Source organism: Proteus alimentorum (genome assembly GCF_002607735.1).
In the GTDB taxonomy this organism is placed as follows: domain Bacteria; phylum Pseudomonadota; class Gammaproteobacteria; order Enterobacterales; family Enterobacteriaceae; genus Proteus; species Proteus alimentorum.
On record NZ_NBVR01000039.1, the window covers coordinates 75,378 to 97,454 of the forward strand.

At 40.1% G+C, this 22,077-nt stretch carries 18 protein-coding genes; 8 read left to right on the forward strand and 10 right to left on the reverse strand.

Going from position 1 to position 22,077, the window contains the following annotated elements; translation table 11 throughout:
- Window positions 1-723 carry a tRNA (guanosine(18)-2'-O)-methyltransferase TrmH gene (gene trmH / locus B6258_RS15440; RefSeq protein ID WP_099075992.1) on the forward strand — a complete coding sequence of 241 codons (723 nt, stop codon included), beginning with the start codon at window positions 1-3 and terminating at the stop codon, window positions 721-723.
- 4 nt (window positions 724-727) lie between these two features.
- The gene (gene recG / locus B6258_RS15445; RefSeq protein WP_099075993.1) at window positions 728-2,815 is read left to right on the forward strand and encodes an ATP-dependent DNA helicase RecG; all 2,088 of its coding nucleotides are present in this window, start codon (window positions 728-730) and stop codon (window positions 2,813-2,815) included.
- Between the two features lie 162 nt (window positions 2,816-2,977).
- On the opposite strand, the gene gltS is transcribed toward recG, so the two are convergent.
- Window positions 2,978-4,195, reverse strand: a complete 1,218-nt coding sequence (gene gltS, locus B6258_RS15450) for a sodium/glutamate symporter (RefSeq protein WP_099075994.1) — start codon at window positions 4,193-4,195, stop codon at window positions 2,978-2,980.
- Between the two features lie 241 nt (window positions 4,196-4,436).
- On the opposite strand from gltS, the gene B6258_RS15455 reads away from it, so the two are divergent.
- From B6258_RS15455 to B6258_RS15465, 3 genes are all read left to right on the forward strand, one after another.
- Window positions 4,437-5,828, forward strand: a complete 1,392-nt coding sequence (locus B6258_RS15455) for a uracil-xanthine permease family protein (RefSeq protein ID WP_099075995.1) — start codon at window positions 4,437-4,439, stop codon at window positions 5,826-5,828.
- Window positions 5,829-6,027: 199 nt separating this feature from the next.
- A complete protein-coding gene (locus B6258_RS15460; RefSeq protein ID WP_099075996.1) occupies window positions 6,028-7,704 on the forward strand; it encodes an AsmA family protein in 1,677 nt (558 codons plus the stop codon).
- Window positions 7,705-7,791: 87 nt separating this feature from the next.
- A complete protein-coding gene (locus tag B6258_RS15465) occupies window positions 7,792-8,031 on the forward strand; it encodes a hypothetical protein (protein ID WP_088494331.1) in 240 nt (79 codons plus the stop codon).
- Between the two features lie 92 nt (window positions 8,032-8,123).
- Here the strand turns inward: B6258_RS15465 and rluF are convergent, their stop codons facing one another.
- From rluF to typA, 5 genes are all read right to left on the reverse strand, one after another.
- Window positions 8,124-9,005: a 23S rRNA pseudouridine(2604) synthase RluF gene (rluF, locus tag B6258_RS15470; protein ID WP_099075997.1), complete on the reverse strand. Its 882-nt coding sequence runs from the start codon at window positions 9,003-9,005 to the stop codon at window positions 8,124-8,126.
- A 182-nt stretch (window positions 9,006-9,187) separates the two neighbouring features.
- The gene (fabY, locus tag B6258_RS15475; protein WP_099075998.1) at window positions 9,188-10,102 is read right to left on the reverse strand and encodes a fatty acid biosynthesis protein FabY; all 915 of its coding nucleotides are present in this window, start codon (window positions 10,100-10,102) and stop codon (window positions 9,188-9,190) included.
- A 36-nt stretch (window positions 10,103-10,138) separates the two neighbouring features.
- Window positions 10,139-10,576, reverse strand: coding sequence for a D-aminoacyl-tRNA deacylase (dtd, locus tag B6258_RS15480; protein WP_099075999.1), 438 nt, complete (start codon window positions 10,574-10,576; stop codon window positions 10,139-10,141).
- A 67-nt stretch (window positions 10,577-10,643) separates the two neighbouring features.
- Window positions 10,644-11,261 (reverse strand): glucose-1-phosphatase, encoded by a 618-nt coding sequence (gene yihX / locus B6258_RS15485; protein WP_099076000.1) that lies wholly within the window; start codon window positions 11,259-11,261, stop codon window positions 10,644-10,646.
- A gap of 472 nt (window positions 11,262-11,733) precedes the next feature.
- Entirely contained in the window at window positions 11,734-13,569 is a 1,836-nt protein-coding gene (gene typA / locus B6258_RS15490; protein ID WP_099076001.1) for a ribosome-dependent GTPase TypA, read from the reverse strand.
- A 359-nt stretch (window positions 13,570-13,928) separates the two neighbouring features.
- Between typA and glnA the strand changes: the two genes are divergently transcribed.
- From glnA to glnG, 3 genes are all read left to right on the forward strand, one after another.
- Window positions 13,929-15,338 (forward strand): glutamate--ammonia ligase, encoded by a 1,410-nt coding sequence (gene glnA / locus B6258_RS15495; RefSeq protein WP_088494326.1) that lies wholly within the window; start codon window positions 13,929-13,931, stop codon window positions 15,336-15,338.
- Window positions 15,339-15,524: 186 nt separating this feature from the next.
- Entirely contained in the window at window positions 15,525-16,571 is a 1,047-nt protein-coding gene (gene glnL / locus B6258_RS15500) for a nitrogen regulation protein NR(II) (RefSeq protein WP_099076002.1), read from the forward strand.
- Between the two features lie 10 nt (window positions 16,572-16,581).
- Window positions 16,582-18,006, forward strand: a complete 1,425-nt coding sequence (gene glnG, locus B6258_RS15505; protein ID WP_099076003.1) for a nitrogen regulation protein NR(I) — start codon at window positions 16,582-16,584, stop codon at window positions 18,004-18,006.
- A gap of 147 nt (window positions 18,007-18,153) precedes the next feature.
- Here the strand turns inward: glnG and hemN are convergent, their stop codons facing one another.
- The 4 genes from hemN to B6258_RS15525 all read right to left on the reverse strand — a co-directional run bounded on the left by hemN (window position 18,154) and on the right by B6258_RS15525 (window position 22,073).
- Window positions 18,154-19,527: an oxygen-independent coproporphyrinogen III oxidase gene (gene hemN / locus B6258_RS15510; RefSeq protein ID WP_099076004.1), complete on the reverse strand. Its 1,374-nt coding sequence runs from the start codon at window positions 19,525-19,527 to the stop codon at window positions 18,154-18,156.
- 841 nt (window positions 19,528-20,368) lie between these two features.
- Complete coding sequence (locus tag B6258_RS15515; RefSeq protein WP_099076005.1) at window positions 20,369-21,025, reverse strand: DUF799 domain-containing protein; 657 nt, start codon at window positions 21,023-21,025, stop codon at window positions 20,369-20,371.
- Window positions 21,022-21,375, reverse strand: a complete 354-nt coding sequence (locus B6258_RS15520; RefSeq protein WP_023583233.1) for a DUF4810 domain-containing protein — start codon at window positions 21,373-21,375, stop codon at window positions 21,022-21,024. Before B6258_RS15520 ends, B6258_RS15515 begins: the two co-directional genes overlap by 4 nt.
- 23 nt (window positions 21,376-21,398) lie before the next feature.
- Window positions 21,399-22,073 carry a CsgG/HfaB family protein gene (locus B6258_RS15525; RefSeq protein ID WP_099076143.1) on the reverse strand — a complete coding sequence of 225 codons (675 nt, stop codon included), beginning with the start codon at window positions 22,071-22,073 and terminating at the stop codon, window positions 21,399-21,401.
- Window positions 22,074-22,077: the final 4 nt, after the last annotated feature.

A 22,077-nucleotide genomic window follows, 5' to 3' on the forward strand; every position in this document is an offset into this window, starting at 1 on the left:
ATGAATTCAATTCGATATGCCCGCATCTGCCAAATGATGGCGATGCGGCAGCCTGATCTTACTGTTTGCCTTGAAGAAGTGCATAAATCCCATAATGTTGCTGCTGTTATAAGAACAGCTGATGCGGTGGGGATCCCTAAAATTCATGCGATTTGGCCTGAAGAAAAAATGCGGATGTTAGTTTCCCCCGCAGCGGGCAGTAACAGTTGGGTCAATGTAGAAACACATCCTACTATTACAAATGCCGTTAGCGCCTTTCGCGCCCAAGGTATGCAAGTTCTTGCGACTCATCTCTCAGATAAAGCCGTGGATTTCCGTGAGATTGATTACACACGCCCAACTTGTATTATTATGGGACAAGAAAAAACGGGGATCTCACAAGATGCTATCGCACTTGCAGATCAAGATATTATTGTGCCGATGATGGGAATGGTACAATCCCTAAATGTTTCTGTCGCCAGTGCACTCATTTTATATGAAGCACAACGCCAACGTCAGGCTGCGGGTATGTATAATCGAACAGAGAGCACCTTAACGGAAGAAGAACAGCAAATTCTTCTCTTTGAAGGCGGATACCCCGTATTGGCAGAAGTTTCTCGTCGAAAAGGACTACCTCGCCCTTATATTAATGGTAGCGGTGAGATTGAAGCGCCTGAGTCATGGTGGGCAGAAATGCAAATGACGCAAAAACAACTTAGGAAATTAAAAAAGACGGAGTATTGATCTCATGAAAGGAAAACTGCTTGATGCAATCCCCTTAACCACTCTTCACGGCGTAGGTGCAAGTCAGGCAGACAAGCTGGCAAAAATAGGGCTTGTGACTATTGAGGATTTGTTGCTCCACCTTCCTTTGCGTTATGAAGATCAAACGCACCTCTATGCTATCAGCGATCTCCTTCCCGGTATTCCTGCCACTGTTTCTGGCGAAATATTAAGAACTGAAGTCAGTTTTGGCCGACGTAAAATGATGACCTGTCAAATTTCTGATGGCTCCGGCATTTTAACACTTCGCTTTTTTAACTTTACAGCAGCAATGAAAAACAACCTTGCTCAAGGTAAACAAGTCACTGCTTATGGCGAAGTTAAACGAGGAAGCCGAGGCCCTGAAATTATTCATCCTGAATACAAAATCAAAGTTGCAGGCTCGGAAGTTAAACTGCAAGAAACCCTCACGCCCATTTATTCAACAACAGAAGGCTTACGCCAAACATCACTGCGTAAATTAATAGAGCAAGCGTTAGAATTACTTGATACCTGTGCTATTAACGAATTATTACCCGAACAGTTTATTCACGGTTTACCCCCGCTAGCCACAGCATTACGTACATTGCATAATCCGCCACCTGATATCGCTTTTGCAGAACTAGAGAAAGGACAGCACCCTGCGCAAAAAAGGCTCATTATTGAAGAGTTACTCGCCCATAATCTAGGTATGCTCAATGCAAGAGCGGGGGCACAATCTTATCGTGCAGAGCCCTTGTTTATGCCAAACACGTCAACATTACGTCAGCAATTTCTCTCATCGCTCCCTTTTACCCCAACAAATGCACAACAACGTGTCGTCAATGAAATAGAAACAGATTTAGAAAAAGACTATCCGATGATGCGGTTGATCCAAGGGGATGTAGGTTCAGGTAAGACTTTAGTTGCAGCACTAAGTGCATTGCGGGCCGTTGCTAATGGCAAACAAGTGGCTTTAATGGCACCAACAGAATTGTTGGCAGAGCAACACGCATTAACCTTTAAAAAATGGTTTGAGCCTTTTGACATCCAAGTGGGTTGGCTAGCAGGAAAACAGAAAGGAAAAGCGCGCGAAACACAGCAAAATGCCATTGCGCATGGTGAAGTATCGATCATCATTGGAACACATGCCATTTTCCAAGAACAAGTTAAATTTCACTCTCTAGCCTTAGTGATTATTGATGAACAACACCGATTTGGTGTACATCAACGCCTCGCATTATGGAAAAAAGGTGAAGAGCAAGGCTTTCATCCCCATCAATTGGTGATGACAGCAACGCCAATCCCTCGCACATTAGCGATGACAGCCTACGCAGATATGGACACGTCTATCATCGACGAATTACCACCAGGGCGCACACCGGTTACCACTGTTGCTATCCCTGATACTCGCCGTAATGACATTATTGAACGTATTAGGCTAGCTTGCACAGAAGAAAAGCGACAAGCCTATTGGGTATGTACCTTAATTGAAGATTCTGATGTTCTTGAAGCGCAAGCAGCCCAAGTTATCTATGATGAGCTGACCATTGCACTTCCTGAAATCAAAGTGGGATTGGTACATGGGCGAATGAAACCCGCAGAGAAACAGGCTGTAATGGCCGCATTTAAAGAAAATGAACTTCAACTTTTAGTTGCAACAACAGTGATTGAAGTTGGCGTTGACGTACCTAATGCTAGTTTAATGATTATTGATAACCCAGAACGACTGGGGCTCGCACAGTTACACCAATTACGTGGACGTGTAGGCCGAGGCGCTATCGCCTCTCATTGTGTCTTGTTATATAAAACACCACTCACTCAAACAGCACGTTTACGATTGCAGGTATTAAGAGATAGCAATGATGGTTTTGTGATTGCACAAAAAGATCTCGAAATCCGTGGCCCCGGCGAGCTTTTAGGCACTAAGCAAACAGGCAATGCACAATTTAAAGTCGCTGATTTGTTACGCGATCAAGGACTCGTTCCTGAAGTTCAGCGTATCGCTCGATACCTACATCAACACTATCCTAAGCATTCTCAGGCCTTAATCGAACGCTGGCTGCCTGCTAAGACACAATATAGCCAAGCTTAAGGTTACTCTTTTGCATGGCTTAGCGTGTGTTTAAACTCGCTTTGAGTTGTTCTTGAAATATCCGTAAGTTAACTACCACATAGAAAAACACCTCAATGTCGATATGCAACATTGAGGTGCTCTTTAACATTTTTGAAGTGATTTTAATTTATAGCAACCAAACTACCCTGCCACTATAGGCGTAAAAAACGGTAGCATCAGATACAGTTTAATCACTATTGCATTCACAATATCAATGAAGAATGCACCGACCATAGGTACGACTAAGAACGCAAGATGAGACGGTCCAAAACGATCTGTTACCGCTTGCATATTCGCAATCGCAGTTGGTGTAGCACCTAAACCAAAACCACAGTGACCTGCTGCTAAAATCGCGGCATCGTAGTTTTTACCCATGACACGGAAAGTCACAAAAATTGCATACAGAGCCATTACACCGGCTTGAACACCAAGGATAACCAGCATTGGTATCGCCAGTGACGCAAGCTCCCATAATTTTAAGCTCATTAATGCCATCGCTAAGAATAACGATAAACTCACGTTACCTAAGACTGATACCGCTCTATCAAAAACACGGTAGAATCCAAGCATTGAAAGGCTATTACTTAAAATAACACCAATAAACAGAACACACACAAAGGTCGGTAATGAGAATGCCGTACCTTCTAACAGTTGAGAAAGGAACGTACCTGCCATTAAACAGATAGCGATCATCGCAATAGTTTCTAATAACACCATCGACGTGATCATTCGGCCTGTTGTCGGCTTCTCAAACGCCGTTGGCATTTCATGGTCGTCGGCGCCTAATCCCGGCGTTGGAATATTTTTGATTAAGTAGCGTGCAACTGGGCCACCAATCAATCCCCCTAAAACTAAACCAAAAGTAGCACAAGCCATCGCGACTTCAGATGCACTCATAAAACCATAGTTTTCAACAAAGGTTTTACCCCAAGCAGCCCCTGTACCATGACCACCCGATAATGTAATCGAACCAGCCAATAATCCCATTAATGGATCAAGGCCTAACATTTTTGCTAATGCAATACCCACTGTGTTTTGTACTAACAACAGTCCAACAACAACAAAGATGAAAATAAAAAGCGCTTTTCCTCCCGCTTTTAAGCTAGCGAGATTTGCGTTTAAACCAATTGTTGCAAAGAAGGCCAGCATTAATGGATCTTTAAGTGAGAGGTCAAAACTCACTTCCCAGTCCATAAAAGATTTGAATGCTAATAGAAGAACGGCAACAAGTAGCCCACCTGCAACGGGTTCCGGGATCGTATACCGTTCTAAAAAAGGAACAGATTTCACTAACTTACGTCCGATCAAGAGAACCAAAGTGGCCGCAACCAGCGTGCCATAAACATCAAGATGATACATTTATGTACCCCGTCTTATTTGTTAATTTTATATAAAAATACTACGACGCTAAGTTCATCCATAAACAACGCCAAAAGCAGGTATCCCCGATTAGAAAAAAAAACGGAGACAAACACAAGTTAAAACATATAAAAATGTGAGCGCCTCTTATGCATTTTGATAACATCATTTTCACGCAAACGATTGCTTTTGTGGCACAGATCATTAAAATACTGTTTTTGCCGAATAAGAAATTCACACCATGGTTACTTCAGAAAATCAAAATTTGCCTAAAAATAGTGACGTTTCAATTAAAAAAAATAGCGAACTTCTTTTTGCTTTAGAAGAGAAACCGCCATTACCTCAAACCCTTTTTGCTGCTTGCCAACATCTTTTAGCTATGTTTGTCGCGGTTATCACGCCTGCGATCCTCATTTGCCAAGCATTAGGATTACCTGCACACGATACTCAACGCATTATCAGCATGTCTTTATTTGCATCAGGTATTGCCTCTCTTATTCAAATTCGGGCATGGGGGCCGATAGGTTCAGGATTGTTATCAATCCAAGGAACAAGCTTTAACTTTGTTGCTCCGCTCATTATGGGAGGATTAGCACTTAAAAATGGTGGCGCCGATATTCCAACAATGATGGCAGCTCTTTTTGGCACATTAATGGTCGCCTCATTAACCGAAATCATCCTTTCTCGTGTGCTTCACTTAGCAAGACGTATCATTACACCATTAGTTTCAGGTGTGGTTGTGATGATAATCGGTCTTTCTTTAATTCAAGTTGGATTAACCTCAATTGGGGGAGGTTATGCAGCCATCGAGAATAATACCTTTGGTTCACCACAAAATCTGTTATTAGCAGGCTCTGTTCTTATCGTTATTATTTTACTTAATCGACAAAAAAATCCTTACTTACGAGTTGCTTCTTTAGTCATTGCAATGGCTGTAGGTTATGTTCTTGCTTGGGCTTTAGATATGTTACCCACACCAGCAGAACATCAAGAAACACCTTTTATGACTATTCCTGAGCCGTTTTATTATGGGCTGTCCTTTGATTGGCATTTACTTATTCCTTTAATGCTGGTGTTTATGATCACTTCGCTAGAAACCATCGGCGATATCACGGCAACGTCTGATGTTTCAGAACAACCCGTCAGTGGTCCTTTATATATGAAACGGATCAAAGGCGGCGTATTGGCGAATGGAATTAACTCCATGGTTTCGGCATTTTTTAATACCTTCCCAAACTCTTGTTTCGGTCAAAATAATGGTGTGATCCAATTAACAGGTGTTGCTAGTCGCTACGTAGGTTATGTTGTTGCGGCAATGCTCGTCATCTTAGGCTTATTTCCTTTCGTCGCAGAATTTGTGCAAAGAATTCCTGAGCCCGTATTAGGTGGCGCCACATTAGTCATGTTCGGTACGATAGCGGCATCTGGTGTACGTATTGTTTCCAAAGAAGCACTAAACCGCCGAGCTATCATGATCCTTGCGATTTCACTTGCGGTAGGATTGGGGGTTTCACAGCAGCCTCAAATATTGCAGTTTGCACCTGATTGGCTAAAAACATTGCTGTCATCAGGTATTGCTGCGGGGGGTTTAACCGCCATCATTTTAAACCTAATTTTCCCACCAGAAAAATAACGATAAAGGTGAATCAGCAAAAATAATAAGCGCCATTTTTCTTAATGATAAATGGCGCTTTATTTTTGTCTTACTCATGTTGCCTATATTAATACTCTCGTGAAATAACGTTGATTTACCCGATGAAAGCTTGAGCATCGCCTAGTTTTCAGGCATAACTGTATAATGTTTTGATGGAGTATAAAACAGGAGAAGGGTTATGCGCTGGCTGATGAAAAGTTTGGTATCTCTGATACTTATCGTTATTTTATTTATTATTATAATTTACGCTTTTATTCAGACTCAGTGGGGCGCACAAAAAACCAGTGAATGGCTGACACAATACACTGACTATGATATTCGCTTTTCAGGTATTGAGCATGATCTTATGCAACCCGAGCAAGTCATTGTTCATGATCTCCTCATTAATCCTAAACAAAATAAAGCCACGGTATCGGCAAAATCAGCACAAATCCGGTTTAATTGGCAATTTTTTATCACTCCTTCTCATCTGCAAAAAATCACATTGGAAAATGGCAATATTGATTTTGCAGACAAAACACCTTCAATACCGTTAAGCGCCGACATCTTACAATTTAAAAACATGGCACTAAGCAGTGAAAAAACTGATTTTTCTTTTGATGCCAAGAAAGTAACGGGAGGGATCACACCATGGATCCCGACACCAACCGACATGTTCGGAGCGGGCCATTTCCAATTCTCTATTGCTAACGGGATGATAAATAATAATGAATTCAGTAACTTTATTATTTCTGGGCAATATCAGCCAAATAGTATTCAAATAGAAAAATTAGGTACTCGCCTACTTAATGGCTCACTCTCCTTGAGTGGACAATATCAAGATAATCAATGGAAATTTGATGAAGTTTATATGAATGGCTTGCGCTGGCAATCCTCGCAAACTTTTGACAAATTAATTCAGTCGCTCTCTGAATATCCCCGCATTAGCATAAGAGCACTCAATATTGTTGACTTTACTGCTGAAGGAAAACAGTGGGCAATCAGTGGTTTTGATGGGCAATTTTCTCAATTTAGATGGGATAACGCGCTTTCATTTACAACCGGCGAACTCAATACAAATGACATTGTTTTTCAAGATGAACACTTCACTGATCTTATCGCAAAACTTAACCAACAGAACAATCAACTCAATCTAGATAACCTCAGCCTACGCTATGAAAAAGGCTTAATTAAGCTTGCTGGTCATTGGGATCAAGACAATAAAACCGTCACGATCCAAGAGGCCACACTATCAGGCCTTTTATATACGCTACCTGAAAATTGGCTCACTTTTTTAGCTAAACCAATAGATAACAAGAGTAATATTCAAAATATCACTATCGAACAATTATCGATTAATCAATCTATCTTGATTGATATCACGCCAGAATTTCCATTCCAATTCACCAACTTAACAGGAAAATTGCATAATTTAGTGGTTGCAAAAGAAGGTGAATGGGGATTATGGCAAGGTTCAGCTGTATTAAATGCCGATAGTGGTACGCTAAATCGTATTGAATTACGTCGCCCTGATTTAAAAATTGTCACTCAACAAGATAACGCTATTGTTGAGCAATATTCAGCATTTATTGGTGATGGCATTATTCGAGGTTCTGCGGGTTTAGTGCAATCTAAACAACAGCGCCAATTTTCACTTATTGCTAATGGCCTAAATGTCCCTTTATCAACGCCTTATACATTAGGTTTAAAAACAACCTACTCTGATGAAATAGGACAATTCACACTAAAATTGAAAGGGGATTTACGTTCAAACCCAGTGACATCAACACTTAATGGTACATTAACTGGAAATAAAGGTGAGCAACAAATACTCAACTCAGTGATACAAAATGGCGAGATAATTAATCACCTATAATATTGATCTTTCGCAGGAGCACGGATTGCTCCCTTTATAAAAAGCGTTACAATGCGCTATTGCCCTTTTCTTTATTGTGGAGTTTTCATGTCTGACGAAGATTTTTCCCCTGAAAAAATATCTTTAAATGTATTTCAACAATCTCCTTTAACTGCACTTGAAGATAACAGCACACTGCTCGTGTGTGATGACAACAAAACTCCGTTGTTCTATTGTCTTTCTAAAGAAGACTATGATGCATTGATTGAGCGAGTTATGGATGCTGAACTTGCAGCGATCGTACTTGAACGTCGCCAAAATAAATTAGATGAGCTAGATTTAGACTAATTTTATCGATGCAATAACTTGTCTTAAATAGAACAAATAAAAAACACCCTTTCAGGTGTTTTTTTGTTTTTATCGCATTTTCATCGATAAAATTAACGTTTTTTCTTTTTACGACCTGGCTGAACAAAACGCTTACGGGAATTATTTTCTGCTTCTTTAGTTTTTGTTTGAGGAATATGAATTCCCAATGCTTTCGCATTACTACTAATTTGTTTTTTCGGCTTATTTTGCTTTGGTTTTGGTGGCGCTTCAGAAGTCGATTTTTCAATCGCTTCAAATAAGGTAATGAGTTCATCATCGGTCAGATCACGCCATTCGCCAACAGGTAATCCCGATAAACGCACATTCATAATGCGAATGCGTTCAAGCTTAGTGACTTCATAACCAAAATATTCACACATACGACGAATTTGGCGATTTAACCCTTGAACTAAGGTAATACGAAACACCATCGGCGCTTCTTTCTTGACCTTACATTTCTTGGTTTTTTGTCCCATGATAGGAACACCCGCCCCCATTCCATGAATAAATTCATCTGTGATCGGCTTATTCACTGTCACAAGGTACTCTTTTTCGTGATCATTACCTGCACGTAGGATTTTATTGACTAAATCACCGTGGTTGGTCAGGAAAATCAATCCTTGTGAATCTTTATCTAAACGCCCAATTGGGAAAATACGGGTACTGTGGTTAACATAGTCAACAATATTATCTTTTTCGCCATCATCTGTGGTACTCACAATGCCCACAGGCTTATTCAGCGCAATCAAAACCAGCTCAGAGTTATCCTGTGCTTCAATCAATCGACCATTGACTTTGACTTCATCGCCAGCAAATACTTGGTCGCCAATGCCGGCACGTTTGCCATTAATAAGGACAAGTCCTTGCTCAATATAACGGTCAGCCTCACGACGTGAGCAGATCCCGCTTTCACTGATATATTTATTAAGACGAGTAGATAAATTGGTGTCCATGCTTCCCTCCGTAAACTGCGAAATATACATCAATTGGATAGGGATAGAAACTCTATAACACCAGCATCCAAGAATAGATTTCTTATACTCTGTTTTTTTAATTAAAAACTCAGAAAATAGAAAAGCACCCCAAAAGAAAATAGCGATTTCCCTTTAAGTTACTCTAAAGATAGATAGCTGAATTAGCACTGCTTATTTTGTGAAGGTAAAACAATATAAGTACCACTAAAAACAGCACCAACACCTTCATCACCACAAATATCGACATCCAACTTAATACGAGCTTTGCTCCCCTTCGCTAACCGCCCTAAATCTCCGCTTAAATTTTCCATATCAGCAACAGCGGCAGGACGCCCAGAGACTGGTTTGCGATAGCGAATATGCGCATCCACCAGCACAATATCACCTTGCAACTTATGCTCTTGCATTAATAGCCAAATCAATCCCCAACCTGTTAATGTGGCGAGTGAAAATTGGCTACCGGCAAAAATAGTGTGGTGAGGGTTTTGATTTCCCGCTTCTGGGATAGTGGTATAAAAACGGGTTCCCGTATATTGAGTAATACGTAACCCCATTTTCTCACTTAAAGGAATATGCTGGTGCCACTGTTTTTGTAATTCAGCACACCAGTCTGGTCGATGAAGAATATCATCTAAAGACGCAATACTTTTTTTCATAAAAAAGTGCTTAATGGGTGTTGTTTGTGGGCCTGTCACTAAACCACAATTTTCATAACCCAATTTTTCAAAAAAGCTTACAGACTCTTCTCGTGCACTACACACGATCCGTTTTATACCTTCTTGACGAGCCAACGACTCTAGCGCCATGGCGACAAGAGTACCTAAGCCTTTACCTTGTGCATCTGTACGTACCGCCATAAAGCGAATAGCGCCTTCGTTATCCGCATTAATATAAAGTCGCCCAATTGCAACGGGTTGTCCTGTTTCATCGACAACCATTTGATGGTGAGCAAGAGTGTCATAACCGTCTTTTTCAGAGCCTTCAGGTTGATGTAGAGGTTTACGAAGCATTTCCCAGCGAAAAGCATAATAGGCATCAAATTCCGCCTCTGTTTTTGGGGTTCGCAAATGGTACATATCTGAGCTCCTTTTAACATCACTGTACGTTTGACGTTATACCTGCAACCAAAAGGTGACTGGGCCGTCATTAGTCAGTGTGATTTGCATATCCGCGGCAAATTGGCCTGTTTGTGTTTCTAAACCTTGTTGCTGACACTGTTCAATAAAGTAGTGATAAAGATTTTTCGCTAATTCTGGGGGGGCACCGTTCGAAAATCCTGGACGCATTCCTTTTTGTGTTTCCGCAGCAAGTGTGAATTGAGAGACAACTAATAAAGCACCACCGGCTTGTTGCACATTTAGGTTCATCTTGTCATTTTCATCGCTAAATACGCGATAGCCGCATACTTTCTCACATAATCTTTTGGCTTTCTGTTCGTTGTCGTCTTTCTCTACACCTAATAAAACCAATAAACCTTGATGAATAGCGCCGACTGTTTCACCTGCAATATCCACTTTTGCCTGTGTCACTCGTTGAATTAACGCGATCATACTCTCTCCAAAATAAATCAATAAAAAAGGATAACAAATTCAATCCATTGTTATCCTTACAATAGCATTATTCTTCTACTGGGAGAGAAAAATCATAATCTTTGAAGTAGTCAATGACGGTCTGTTTATCAATGACATGTACACCTTTTATACCCACAGCAATGGCTGCATCAACATTGGCTTTTACATCATCAAAGAAAACGGTATCTTGTGCTTCAACATCTTCAGATTCTAAAACATACTTAAAGAGTTCAGGATCAGGTTTTCTCATGCCAAGATCTTGCGACAGATAGAGAAAATCAGCAGAAGCCGCAATTTCAGGGTAGTGTTCAGGCCAGTAATCATGATGCAAGCGATTTGTATTTGATAACACCACAACCCGATGTCCTTGCTCTCTTAATTTATTCATTATATCAATGACTTCAGGTCGTACTGCGATAAAAATAGCCTGCCATCCTTCAGCAAATTGCTCAAAACTCAAATTCATACCAAGTTCTGAGTTAATTTCTTCAGCAAATTCGATATCTGTAATATTACCGCGCTCATGTAATTTAAAAACTTCGCCTGCTGTGAAATTCTTTTTTATGCTTGCTAATGGAACACCACTCAGCTTACTCCATACTGCGAATACTCGGTTAAAATCGATATCAATAATCACATTACCCATATCAAAGATATAAAGCATAAATCCTCTCCATAATAGAAAACTCATTTTACTTTAATCATAAATCGCTTTACTGAACAGGCTTAAACGCTAAAAAAGTACAATAATCACACTTAATTTTTTTGTCATACAGAAAACCAGAAGAGGGGGTGAGGAAAAGTGAGACAAAAAGAGTTTAACTTTTAAGATGTAGTTCACTGAAAGGCTGGGTTTACAGAACATCAGGTAGAGATAAAAAAAGATAGAAAGGAAGCGTAAAACTTATGCGGTGGCAAATTTTCCACCGCATTCGTCTTATAGTACGACTAGTAGTACCAGATACTCTAAATAATTTAAGTTACAGGTAGGCAACAATAAAGATAGGCGAAGAACATAGATAAACTATGTGACTCGACTAGTTGAACATAGTCAACACCTCTGTAACTTGAAGTATGACGAGTATAAACTCAGGGCGCTAAACGCGCCCTAAGCATTATGTTATCAGAATAACGAATTAGTCTTTGCTACGGTAAGCACGACGACGATCGTTTTCTGACAGATAACGCTTACGCAGACGAATAGACTGCGGAGTCACTTCAACTAACTCATCGTCATCAATAAATTCTAATGCTTGTTCTAATGTTTGTTTCAGGTGTGGAGTCAGCGTTGTCGCCTCATCTGTACCAGAAGCACGCATGTTAGTCAGCTTTTTACCTGTTAAACAGTTTACTGTTAAGTCATTAGAGCGAGTATGAATACCAATGACTTGGCCTTCATAAACTTCTGCACCATGAGTAACGAATAATTTACCGCGGTCTTGTAAGCTATACAGTGCGTAAGCAACGGCTTTACCTTGGCCATTAGAGATCATAACACCGTTATTACGGCGACCGATTTCACCTGGACGAACATCATCATAGTGGCTGAATGTTGCATACAGTAAACCAGTACCTGATGTCATGGTCATAAATTCAGTACGGAAACCAATCAGACCACGGCTAGGGATGATGTAGTCTAAACGTACACGTCCTTTACCATCTGGTTGCATATCACGCATTTCGCCTTTACGCTCACCCATCGCTTGCATCACATCACCTTGGTGCTGTTCTTCAATATCGATAGTAACTTGTTCGAAAGGCTCTTGTTTGCGACCGTCAATATCACGGAAGATAACTTTAGGACGAGATACACCTAATTCGTAACCTTCACGACGCATATTTTCAATCAGAACTGACAGGTGAAGCTCACCACGACCTGATACACGGAATGCATCTGGATCTTCAGTTTCTTCTACACGTAATGCTACGTTATGGACTAACTCTTTTTTCAGACGATCTAAAATCTGACGAGAAGTCACAAACTTACCTTCACGACCACAGAAAGGTGAAGTATTAACACAGAAATACATGCTAACAGTTGGTTCATCAACGGCTAATGCAGGTAATGCTTCAACAGCACCTGTTTCGCAGATCGTGTCAGAAATATTCAGTTCGCCTAAGCCTGTGATTGCGATAATATCGCCAGCTTCTGCAACTTCAACTTCAATACGTTCTAAGCCTAAGTGACCTAACACTTTACCGACTTTACCGTTACGCGTTTTACCTTCGCTATCGATGATAGTCACTTGCTGGTTAGGTTTAACCTTACCACGCTTGATACGACCAATACCGATAACACCTAGGTAGTTGTTGTAGTCCAACTGAGAAATTTGCATCTGGAATGTACCTTCCAGATCAACTTTTGGTGGTTCTACATATTTGACAATAGCTTCATATAACGGAGTCATATCTTCAGCCATGTCATTGTAATCTGTTCCCGCAATACCGTTTAATGCAGATGCATAGATAATTGGGAAATCAAGTTGTTCGTCAGTTGCGCCTAAGTTTACGAACAGGTCAAATACCTGATCAACAACCCAGTCTGGACGCGCACCAGGGCGGTCAACTTTATTGATAACAACAATGGGTTTTAAGTTGTTAGCAAACGCTTTTTGTGTCACAAAACGAGTTTGTGGCATTGGGCCATCCATCGCGTCAACCAGCAATAGAACGCTGTCTACCATAGACATAACGCGTTCTACCTCACCACCGAAGTCGGCGTGTCCTGGGGTATCTACGATATTGATACGATAGTCATTCCATTTAATCGCTGTATTTTTCGCAAGAATAGTAATTCCGCGCTCTCTTTCGAGATCATTTGAGTCCATCACGCGCTCAGCAACGGTTTCACGTTCGCCGAACGTACCAGATTGCTGTAGTAATTTATCAACGATAGTAGTTTTACCATGGTCAACGTGGGCGATGATGGCGATATTACGCAAGTTTTCGATCACAAAATTTGCCTCAGGCATTGTAGAAATAAGCGCAGTATTGTACACGCTTTAGACGAGAGACTAAACAAGATCACAATAATGATTGCTTAACAATATGCAATTAATTGAATTGTGATCCTTTTCACGCCTCAGAATTTAGTAGCATCCGTTCGATTGCACCAAAACAGTGCAAGTATTTAGGCTTAATTTGCACCAACTTTGTGCAATAATTAAAAAATCACAGGAGATATTCTACACTAAACTTCATCAATACAGTATATATCCCTTTTTAGATAAGTTGGCATGCTTTTCGCAATAGAATTTAGGTGAGCAAAAAATTCACCGAAAAATGTGTAAGGCCACTGCACTCAATAAAACCATTCGCCAGGAGAGTTCCTATGTCCCTTGAACATGTGTTATCCATGATTGAAGAACATAAAGTTAGATATATTGACTTACGTTTCACTGATACCCGCGGTAAAGAACAACATCTTACTATTCCGGCTCATCAGGTTAACGATGATTTCTTTGAAGAAGGAAAAATGTTCGATGGTTCTTCTATTGGTGGCTGGAAAGGCATTAACGAATCAGACATGGTGCTGATGCCAGATGCAACAACTGCAATGCTTGACCCATTTTTCCAAGATCCAACTCTGATTATTCGTTGTGACGTTTTAGAGCCAGGCACAATGCAAGGTTACGATCGCGACCCTCGTTCTATCTCAAAACGTGCTGAAGACTATTTAAAATCGAGTGGCATCGCAGACACAGTGCTGTTTGGGCCAGAACCAGAATTCTTCCTATTTGATGATATTCGTTTCAAAAACGATATTTCCGGCGCATCTTACGCTATCAACGATATTGAAGCGGCATGGAACACCAATACCAAATATGAAGACGGCAACAAAGGCCACCGCCCGATGGTGAAAGGGGGGTATTTCCCACTGCCACCAGTAGACTCATCACAAGATATTCGTTCTACCATGTGTAATATCATGGAAGAAATGGGCTTAGTTGTTGAAGCTCATCACCATGAAGTTGCCACAGCAGGTCAAAATGAAGTGGCTACTCGCTTTAATACCATGACCAAAAAAGCAGATGAAACCCAAATTTATAAATACGTGGTACAAAACGTGGCTCACGTATTTGGTAAAACAGCGACCTTTATGCCAAAACCATTAGTGGGTGATAACGGTTCAGGTATGCACTGCCATATGTCACTGTCTAAAAACGGTGTAAACCTGTTTGCAGGTGATAAATACGGCGGATTATCTGAAATGGCGCTGTATTACATTGGTGGTATTATCAAACACGCTCGTGCATTAAATGCTTTTACTAACCCAACCACAAACTCTTACAAACGTTTAGTTCCGGGTTTTGAAGCCCCTGTAATGCTAGCTTACTCTGCACGTAACCGTTCAGCGTCAATTCGTATTCCAGTGGTTGCTAGTATGAAAGCACGCCGTATTGAAGTCCGTTTCCCAGATCCTTTAGCAAACCCTTATTTGGCGTTTGCCGCGCAGTTAATGGCGGGTCTTGATGGAATTATCAATAAAATTCACCCTGGTGATGCTATGGATAAAAACCTCTATGACTTACCGCCAGAAGAAGCGAAAGAGATCCCAACTGTCGCAGGTTCATTAGAAGAAGCATTAAACACATTAAATGCCGATCGTGAATTCTTAACCCGCGGCGGTGTATTTACTGATGATGCTATTGATGCTTATTTAGAATTATTACGTGCTGATGTTCAACGTGTACGTATGGCTCCGCATCCTCTTGAATTTGAAATGTATTACAGCGCTTAAGACTATTTTTACTGATAAACACTTAAGCCTAGATGTAAAACTGTTTTTTTTGCCGTGAAGCTATTTTGCCCATCTTCGGATGGGCACTTTTCTCCCATTTAAGGAGTCAGTCTTTTCACTTACGCATTGGTTCATTAATGTAATAAAGGTAAGATGCACTAAAATGGTGCAATGGGGGTATTCAATATGGAAACGGCAGACTTACCTGATAACTCATTAATTTTAGACTCATTGATACACTCAGTATTGGTTATCAACAAAGAGTTTATTATTTGCTACGCAAATCATTCTGCGTTACAGGTTTTAGCACAAAGCCGTCGAAAATTATTTGAAACACCTTTCACTGCCCTTTTCAGTTATTACTCTTTTGATGCTGATTTAATGCGTGAAACATTAGCGAATGGACAAAGCTTTACCGACAATGAAGTGATTTTGGTTGTCAATAACCAATCACACACAATGTCGCTCAGTGCCCAACCTATTTCCGAGCAACATATTTTGCTGGAGCTGGCGCCTATGGATAGTCAACGCCGGTTAAGCCAAGAGCAGATACAACAAGCACAGCAAATGGCTGCTAGGGAATTGGTTAGGGGGCTGGCACATGAAATTAAAAATCCGTTGGGAGGATTACGGGGTGCGGCTCAATTGCTAGCAAAATCCTTACCTGATCCTGCTTTAACGGAATATACGCAAGTCATTATTGAACAAGCCGATCGCTTACGTGTGCTGGTGGACAGATTACTCGGTCCCCAACATCCAGGGACAAAAACACATCAGAGTATTCACCATGTTGTTGAGCGCGTTGCGCAGCTTATTTCGCTCGAATGCCCTGACAATGTCACCTTGCTAAAAGATTACGATCCCAGCTTACCTGAGTTATCACATTACCCAGATCAAATAGAACAAGTACTCCTAAATATTACGCGCAACGCCTTACAAGCCGTTGAAAAAACAGGAGGGACGATTATTTTGCGTACCCGTACTGCTTTTCAAATCACACTTCATGGCGAACGTCATCGCCTTGTTGCCCGTATAGATGTGATTGATACTGGTGATGGTATTCCTCCTCATCTACAAGACACGCTTTTTTATCCCATGGTGAGTGGTAGAGAAGGTGGAAATGGATTGGGACTCTCTATTGCGCGTAATTTAGTGGATCAACATGCAGGTAAAATTGAATTTACCAGTTGGCCCGGAAATACTGAATTTTCTATTTATTTACCAATTAAGTAGGAGATAACCAATGCAAAAAGGAAATGTATGGGTTGTTGATGATGACAGCTCTATTCGCTGGGTACTTGAACGTGCCATTTCTCGTGAAGGCATGTCTTGTAAAGCCTTTGAACATGCGAATGATGTGCTTAATGCACTCAATACAGAAATACCTGATGTGTTGTTATCAGACATTCGTATGCCTGATATTGATGGTTTATCTCTTTTAAAAATAATTAAAGAACAATATCCCACTCTGCCCGTTATTATCATGACGGCACATTCTGATCTCGATGCTGCGGTTAATGCCTATCAACAAGGAGCTTTTGATTACTTACCAAAGCCGTTCGATATCGACGAAACATTGGCATTAATTGACCGTGCCATAACTCATTATCGCGAACAAAAACGACCCAATACCGATGAAACCTCGCTACAATCAGTGACAGATATGATTGGTGAAGCACCTGCAATGCAAGAGGTTTACCGTATTATTGGTCGGCTTTCTCGCTCCTCAATTAGTGTTCTTATTAATGGGGAATCGGGTACAGGAAAAGAGCTAGTGGCACATGCATTACATCGCCACAGTCCAAGAGCGTCCTCTCCTTTTATCGCCTTAAATATGGCGGCTATTCCTAAAGATTTGATTGAATCAGAGCTTTTTGGTCACGAAAAAGGGGCATTTACAGGCGCCTCTCAAGTACGCCAAGGCCGATTTGAACAAGCGAATGGCGGTTCACTATTTCTTGATGAAATTGGCGATATGCCTCTTGATATTCAAACACGTTTACTGCGAGTCCTGGCTGAAGGGCAATTTTATCGAGTAGGCGGTTATGCCCCTGTAAAAGTCGATGTGCGTATTATTGCGGCTACACATCAAGACTTAGAAAAACGAGTTCAAGCAGGTGATTTTCGTGAAGATCTCTATCATCGACTCAATGTCATACGCATTCAGTTACCACCATTACGCGATAGAACAGAGGATATTCCCAGCTTAGCGCGCTATTTTCTGCAAAAAACAGCAAAAGAATTGGGCGTGGAAGCCAAAGTTCTACATCAGCAAAGTTTGCAAATAATGATGGAATACAACTGGTCAGGTAACGTCAGACAATTAGAGAATGTGTGTCGCTGGTTAACGGTAATGACGGCAAGCCAAGAGATTATGCCTCAAGATTTACCACAAGAAATTCGCCAACCGGATGAGAAAGCAAAAAATATCAATCGAATTGCGCCTTCTCAACATTGGTCACAACATCTTTCATTATGGGCTGATGAAGCATTAGGGGAAGGGAAAGAAAACATCCTAACAGATGCGCTACCTCAATTTGAGCGCACACTATTACTCAGTGCCTTGGCATATACGCAAGGGCATAAACAAGATGCAGCGCGATTGCTCGGTTGGGGTAGAAATACACTAACACGCAAATTAAAAGAGTTAGGGATAGAGGAGTATTAACCCTCTATATTCGTCATCCTTCAAGTTGCAAGGGTGTTGTCTACGCTCAGGTACCCGAATCACATACATGAGTATGCTCATCGGGATATCTTTGCTTGCCGCCTACCTGCAACTCGAATGATTTAGAGTATATACCCTCTTTTGTATTTAAATTACACGCGAGAATTGACGTTGGCGCATTTGATTTCGTAAATACGTATCAAAACACATACAAATATTACGAATAAGCAAACGTCCTCGTGGTGTAACTTGAATGCTGTCTACGGTTATTTCAACTAAGCCATCATCCTTCATTGGCACAAGTAATTCTAAGTCTTCTTTAAAATAGTCATGAAAGACAATATTGTGCATTTTTTCAATATCAGAAAAATGCAGACTAAAATTACAAATTAAGGTTTTAATCACATCACGGCGAATACAATCATCATTAGTCAGAGATAAACCTCGCCATAATGCATTTCCTTCACTATTGACTCGCGCATAATACTCTTTCAATACTTTTTCATTTTGCGCATAGTTATCACCTAACATACTTATTGCAGAAACTCCCATGCCTAATAGATCACACTCTTCATGAGTGGTATAGCCTTGGAAATTACGGTGTAAAATACCTTTACGCTGAGCAACCGCTAATTCATCATCAGGTTTAGCAAAGTGATCCATACCAATAAACTGATAACCGTTTGTTGTCAGTGTAGAAATCGTCTCTTGTAATATTTCTAACTTTTCTTCTGCTAAAGGGAGATCTTCATCTTTAATTTTACGCTGAGCCGCGAATAAATTAGGTAAATGCGCATAATTAAAAACACTCAATCTATCTGGTGATAATTCAATAACGCGTTTTAATGTAAAGGCAAAACGCTCTTTGGTTTGCTTAGGTAAGCCATAAATTAAGTCAATGCTGGTGGAGTGAAAACCCACATCACGCGCACGCTCTACCAATGCAAAAATAAACGCTTCATCTTGCTCACGATTGACTTTCTGTTGCACTTCTTTATTGAAATCTTGCACCCCCATACTCAGGCGATTAAATCCTTCATGACGTAGATGGTCGATAACATCTAGTTCAATTTCACGAGGATCTATTTCAATAGAGAGTTCGGCATTATCAACAAAATGAAAATGGTGACGTAATAGCGAAACCAATCGGCTAATTTGTTGCTTATCCAGAAAAGTAGGTGTACCCCCACCCCAATGCATTTGAGTCACTTTTCTGTCTTTAAAATAGCGTGCTCTGTTAATAATTTCTTTTTCTAAAACATCAAGATATTCATCTGCTTTATGTTTATGGCGTGTAATAATTTTATTACAGCCACAGAAATAGCACAGCTTATGGCAGAAAGGGATATGAATATAAAGCGATAAAGGGCGCTCAAGATAACGTTGAGTCGCTTTGATAAAATCATCATCACCATATTGCTGATTAAACTCTAATGCTGTTGGGTATGATGTATAGCGAGGACCTGAATAGTTATACTTATGGATCAGGTCAAGATCCCAAATAATTGTTTGTTCTGACATGCCTCTACCTTCCAAAAGTGAACCGCTGATATTTCATACCAGCAAACAGACATTATGAGTATCTGAAAGAATAGTGTAACCAATAAATCGGGAACTGAATATGATCGAAAGAGGTATCGTATAAATCCCTATTTTTTTATTGATAGTCGATAACACTCAAATATACGACGTGATGTAAATCACATTATGTAAAAATAGTCTTATTCATTAAAGATATTCATGAATAATTTAAGTTTATTCAATATGTTAGTCGTTTAAATTCATCGAGGAAGATTTGAAGATAACTTTTACACCGAGTTTAAAACGATATATTACTCAAAATACGATTTAAATTAATTAAATATCTCGTTATATTAATTTTATTATTCTTTTATTCCCTCTTAATTCGATGATTCTAATAATAGTAACAATTATATCTTTACCTAAATTATAATATTACATATCCTAGAGGCAAACATTGATTAATATCCAACTAAGTCGTGTTTTGATTTAAATTTGAGGACTATTTAAAGAATAAAGGTCGCTATATTACAAGGAAAGATAGCATCCCCCATACCTTATCTTATTCTAATTGACGTTTCTCTTATTTAATCAGTCTCTTTTATATACCCGAATTATGGATTATTAACCACGGAAGGAAACGGACTAGCAACCAAGGATGGTTTATCTTTTCAATAACAACCCCTCTTTTTTATTTACTCCCTCTTTTATACTTATTCTGTGATAAATTTCCCAACATCAAATAAGAATGATTATTATCTGTAAATAAAATAAGGCTCTGCTTATTTTAAACTAATTAAACAGAGCCTTTTCATTATTATGCTTATTTTATTGCATTTGCTTATTCAGCATCTTTACCATAACGAGGAGAACGAGGACCATATAGAATACCGTTCGCATTTCCTGCTGAAAGTAAACGTACACTTGTTATGCCTGCAATTTGGTAGCTTTTGTCTGATACTGTATTCACAATTTGATTCACAACAGCTGAAACCAGCATCCCGACTAAACTACCTGATGAACCGTCTGTTTCCGTACTTGATGCCGTTGCAGAACGGCTCCACAACACACCACCATTATGAAGGTCAACAAGCTTAGCAGTCACAGTCACTCGCGTATCACTAGAAATAATTTGATATGACGTTCCAAACTCTGTGATATCTAAGTATAAGACAGCATCAGCACCAAAGATTTCACGTAGTTTATTAGGGCTTACTGCATGAATATCCCCTGCCATGGATAAACCATTGTGCTTAAATGTCTCTTCAACGACAGCAACAGGAAAAACATAATATCCTGCTTCAGCCAAAGGATATGTCACTTGAGATAAGAAACTGTGCCCGGCTCCGACTTCCGTTGTGTGGTTTTGAGGCACTAAGACTAAAATACTTTTTGGTTTACTCTGTTTAAATGCAGTGTAATCTGTTTTAACAGGCTGGGCGCACCCCGTTAATACCAATGCAAAAGCCAAGCAAATTAAAGTGAATAAGCGACTCATTTTTGCATTCCTTTATTTTTCATCAGGCGATCCATAAATTCTGCTGATTCAGGGTAAAGTACTTTTTCTTCATTAAATTCTGCCATCGCTAAATCTAACGCACCCGTCGCACCATATAACATCCCTAAATGCGCATGTAATCCTGGTGGAATACCTAATGATTTAGCACGAGAAAGCTCAATACTTTTCTTCAATGCATCAATTTGTGCTTGAGGATCACTTTCACTTTGTTGATAGTGCTGATATACCACTTGTTGATAACTGTCCCAGTTATAAAGCGGTTTAGGGCCACTTGCACAGCCCGTCAGTAATAATGCCCCCAAAACAAGGCTTATTAATGATTTAGACATCGTTATATCCCTATAAAGGTGCATTATTTTGAAGGCTGCCAAGCATTGCTCTCAATACCTGCAACTAAGTTATTAACCGCTTCACGAATAGCTAAATCAAGCACTTTACCGTTCAGTGTTGAGTCATAGCTTGCTGTTCCACCAAACCCAATGATTTCACGGTTAGAAAGCTCGTATTCACCCGCCCCTTGAGACGAGAACACCACTTCGGATGTATTTACATTCACAACGTTTAAATTCACTTTAGCGTAAGCAACTTGTGTTTTACCGCGACCTAAAATACCGAATAATTGACGATCACCGACTTCTTTACGGCCAAATTCTGTCACATCACCAGTAATCACATAAGTAGCGCCTTTCAATTGTTGGCTTTGCCCTTTAATGCCGGCTTCTTCTTTTAGTTCAGATAAATTGGCTCTGTCTAATACATTAAAACGCCCTGTTTGTTGCAAGTGCGTCATTAAAATAGTTTTGGATTGATTTCCTAATCTATCAACGCCATCAGAGAAGATCCCATTCATATAACTAGAACGGTTATCAAACTTACCAATAGAAATAGCGCTTTTTGCACCAGTATAAGTCGTGTTATAGGTTGCTACTTTAGCCACTTCTAAAGAGCGTGAAGATTCTGATGCACACCCTGCGAGTAATGAAGCAGAAATCATGATCAAACCCAACGATAATTTATTTAAATTCATATTA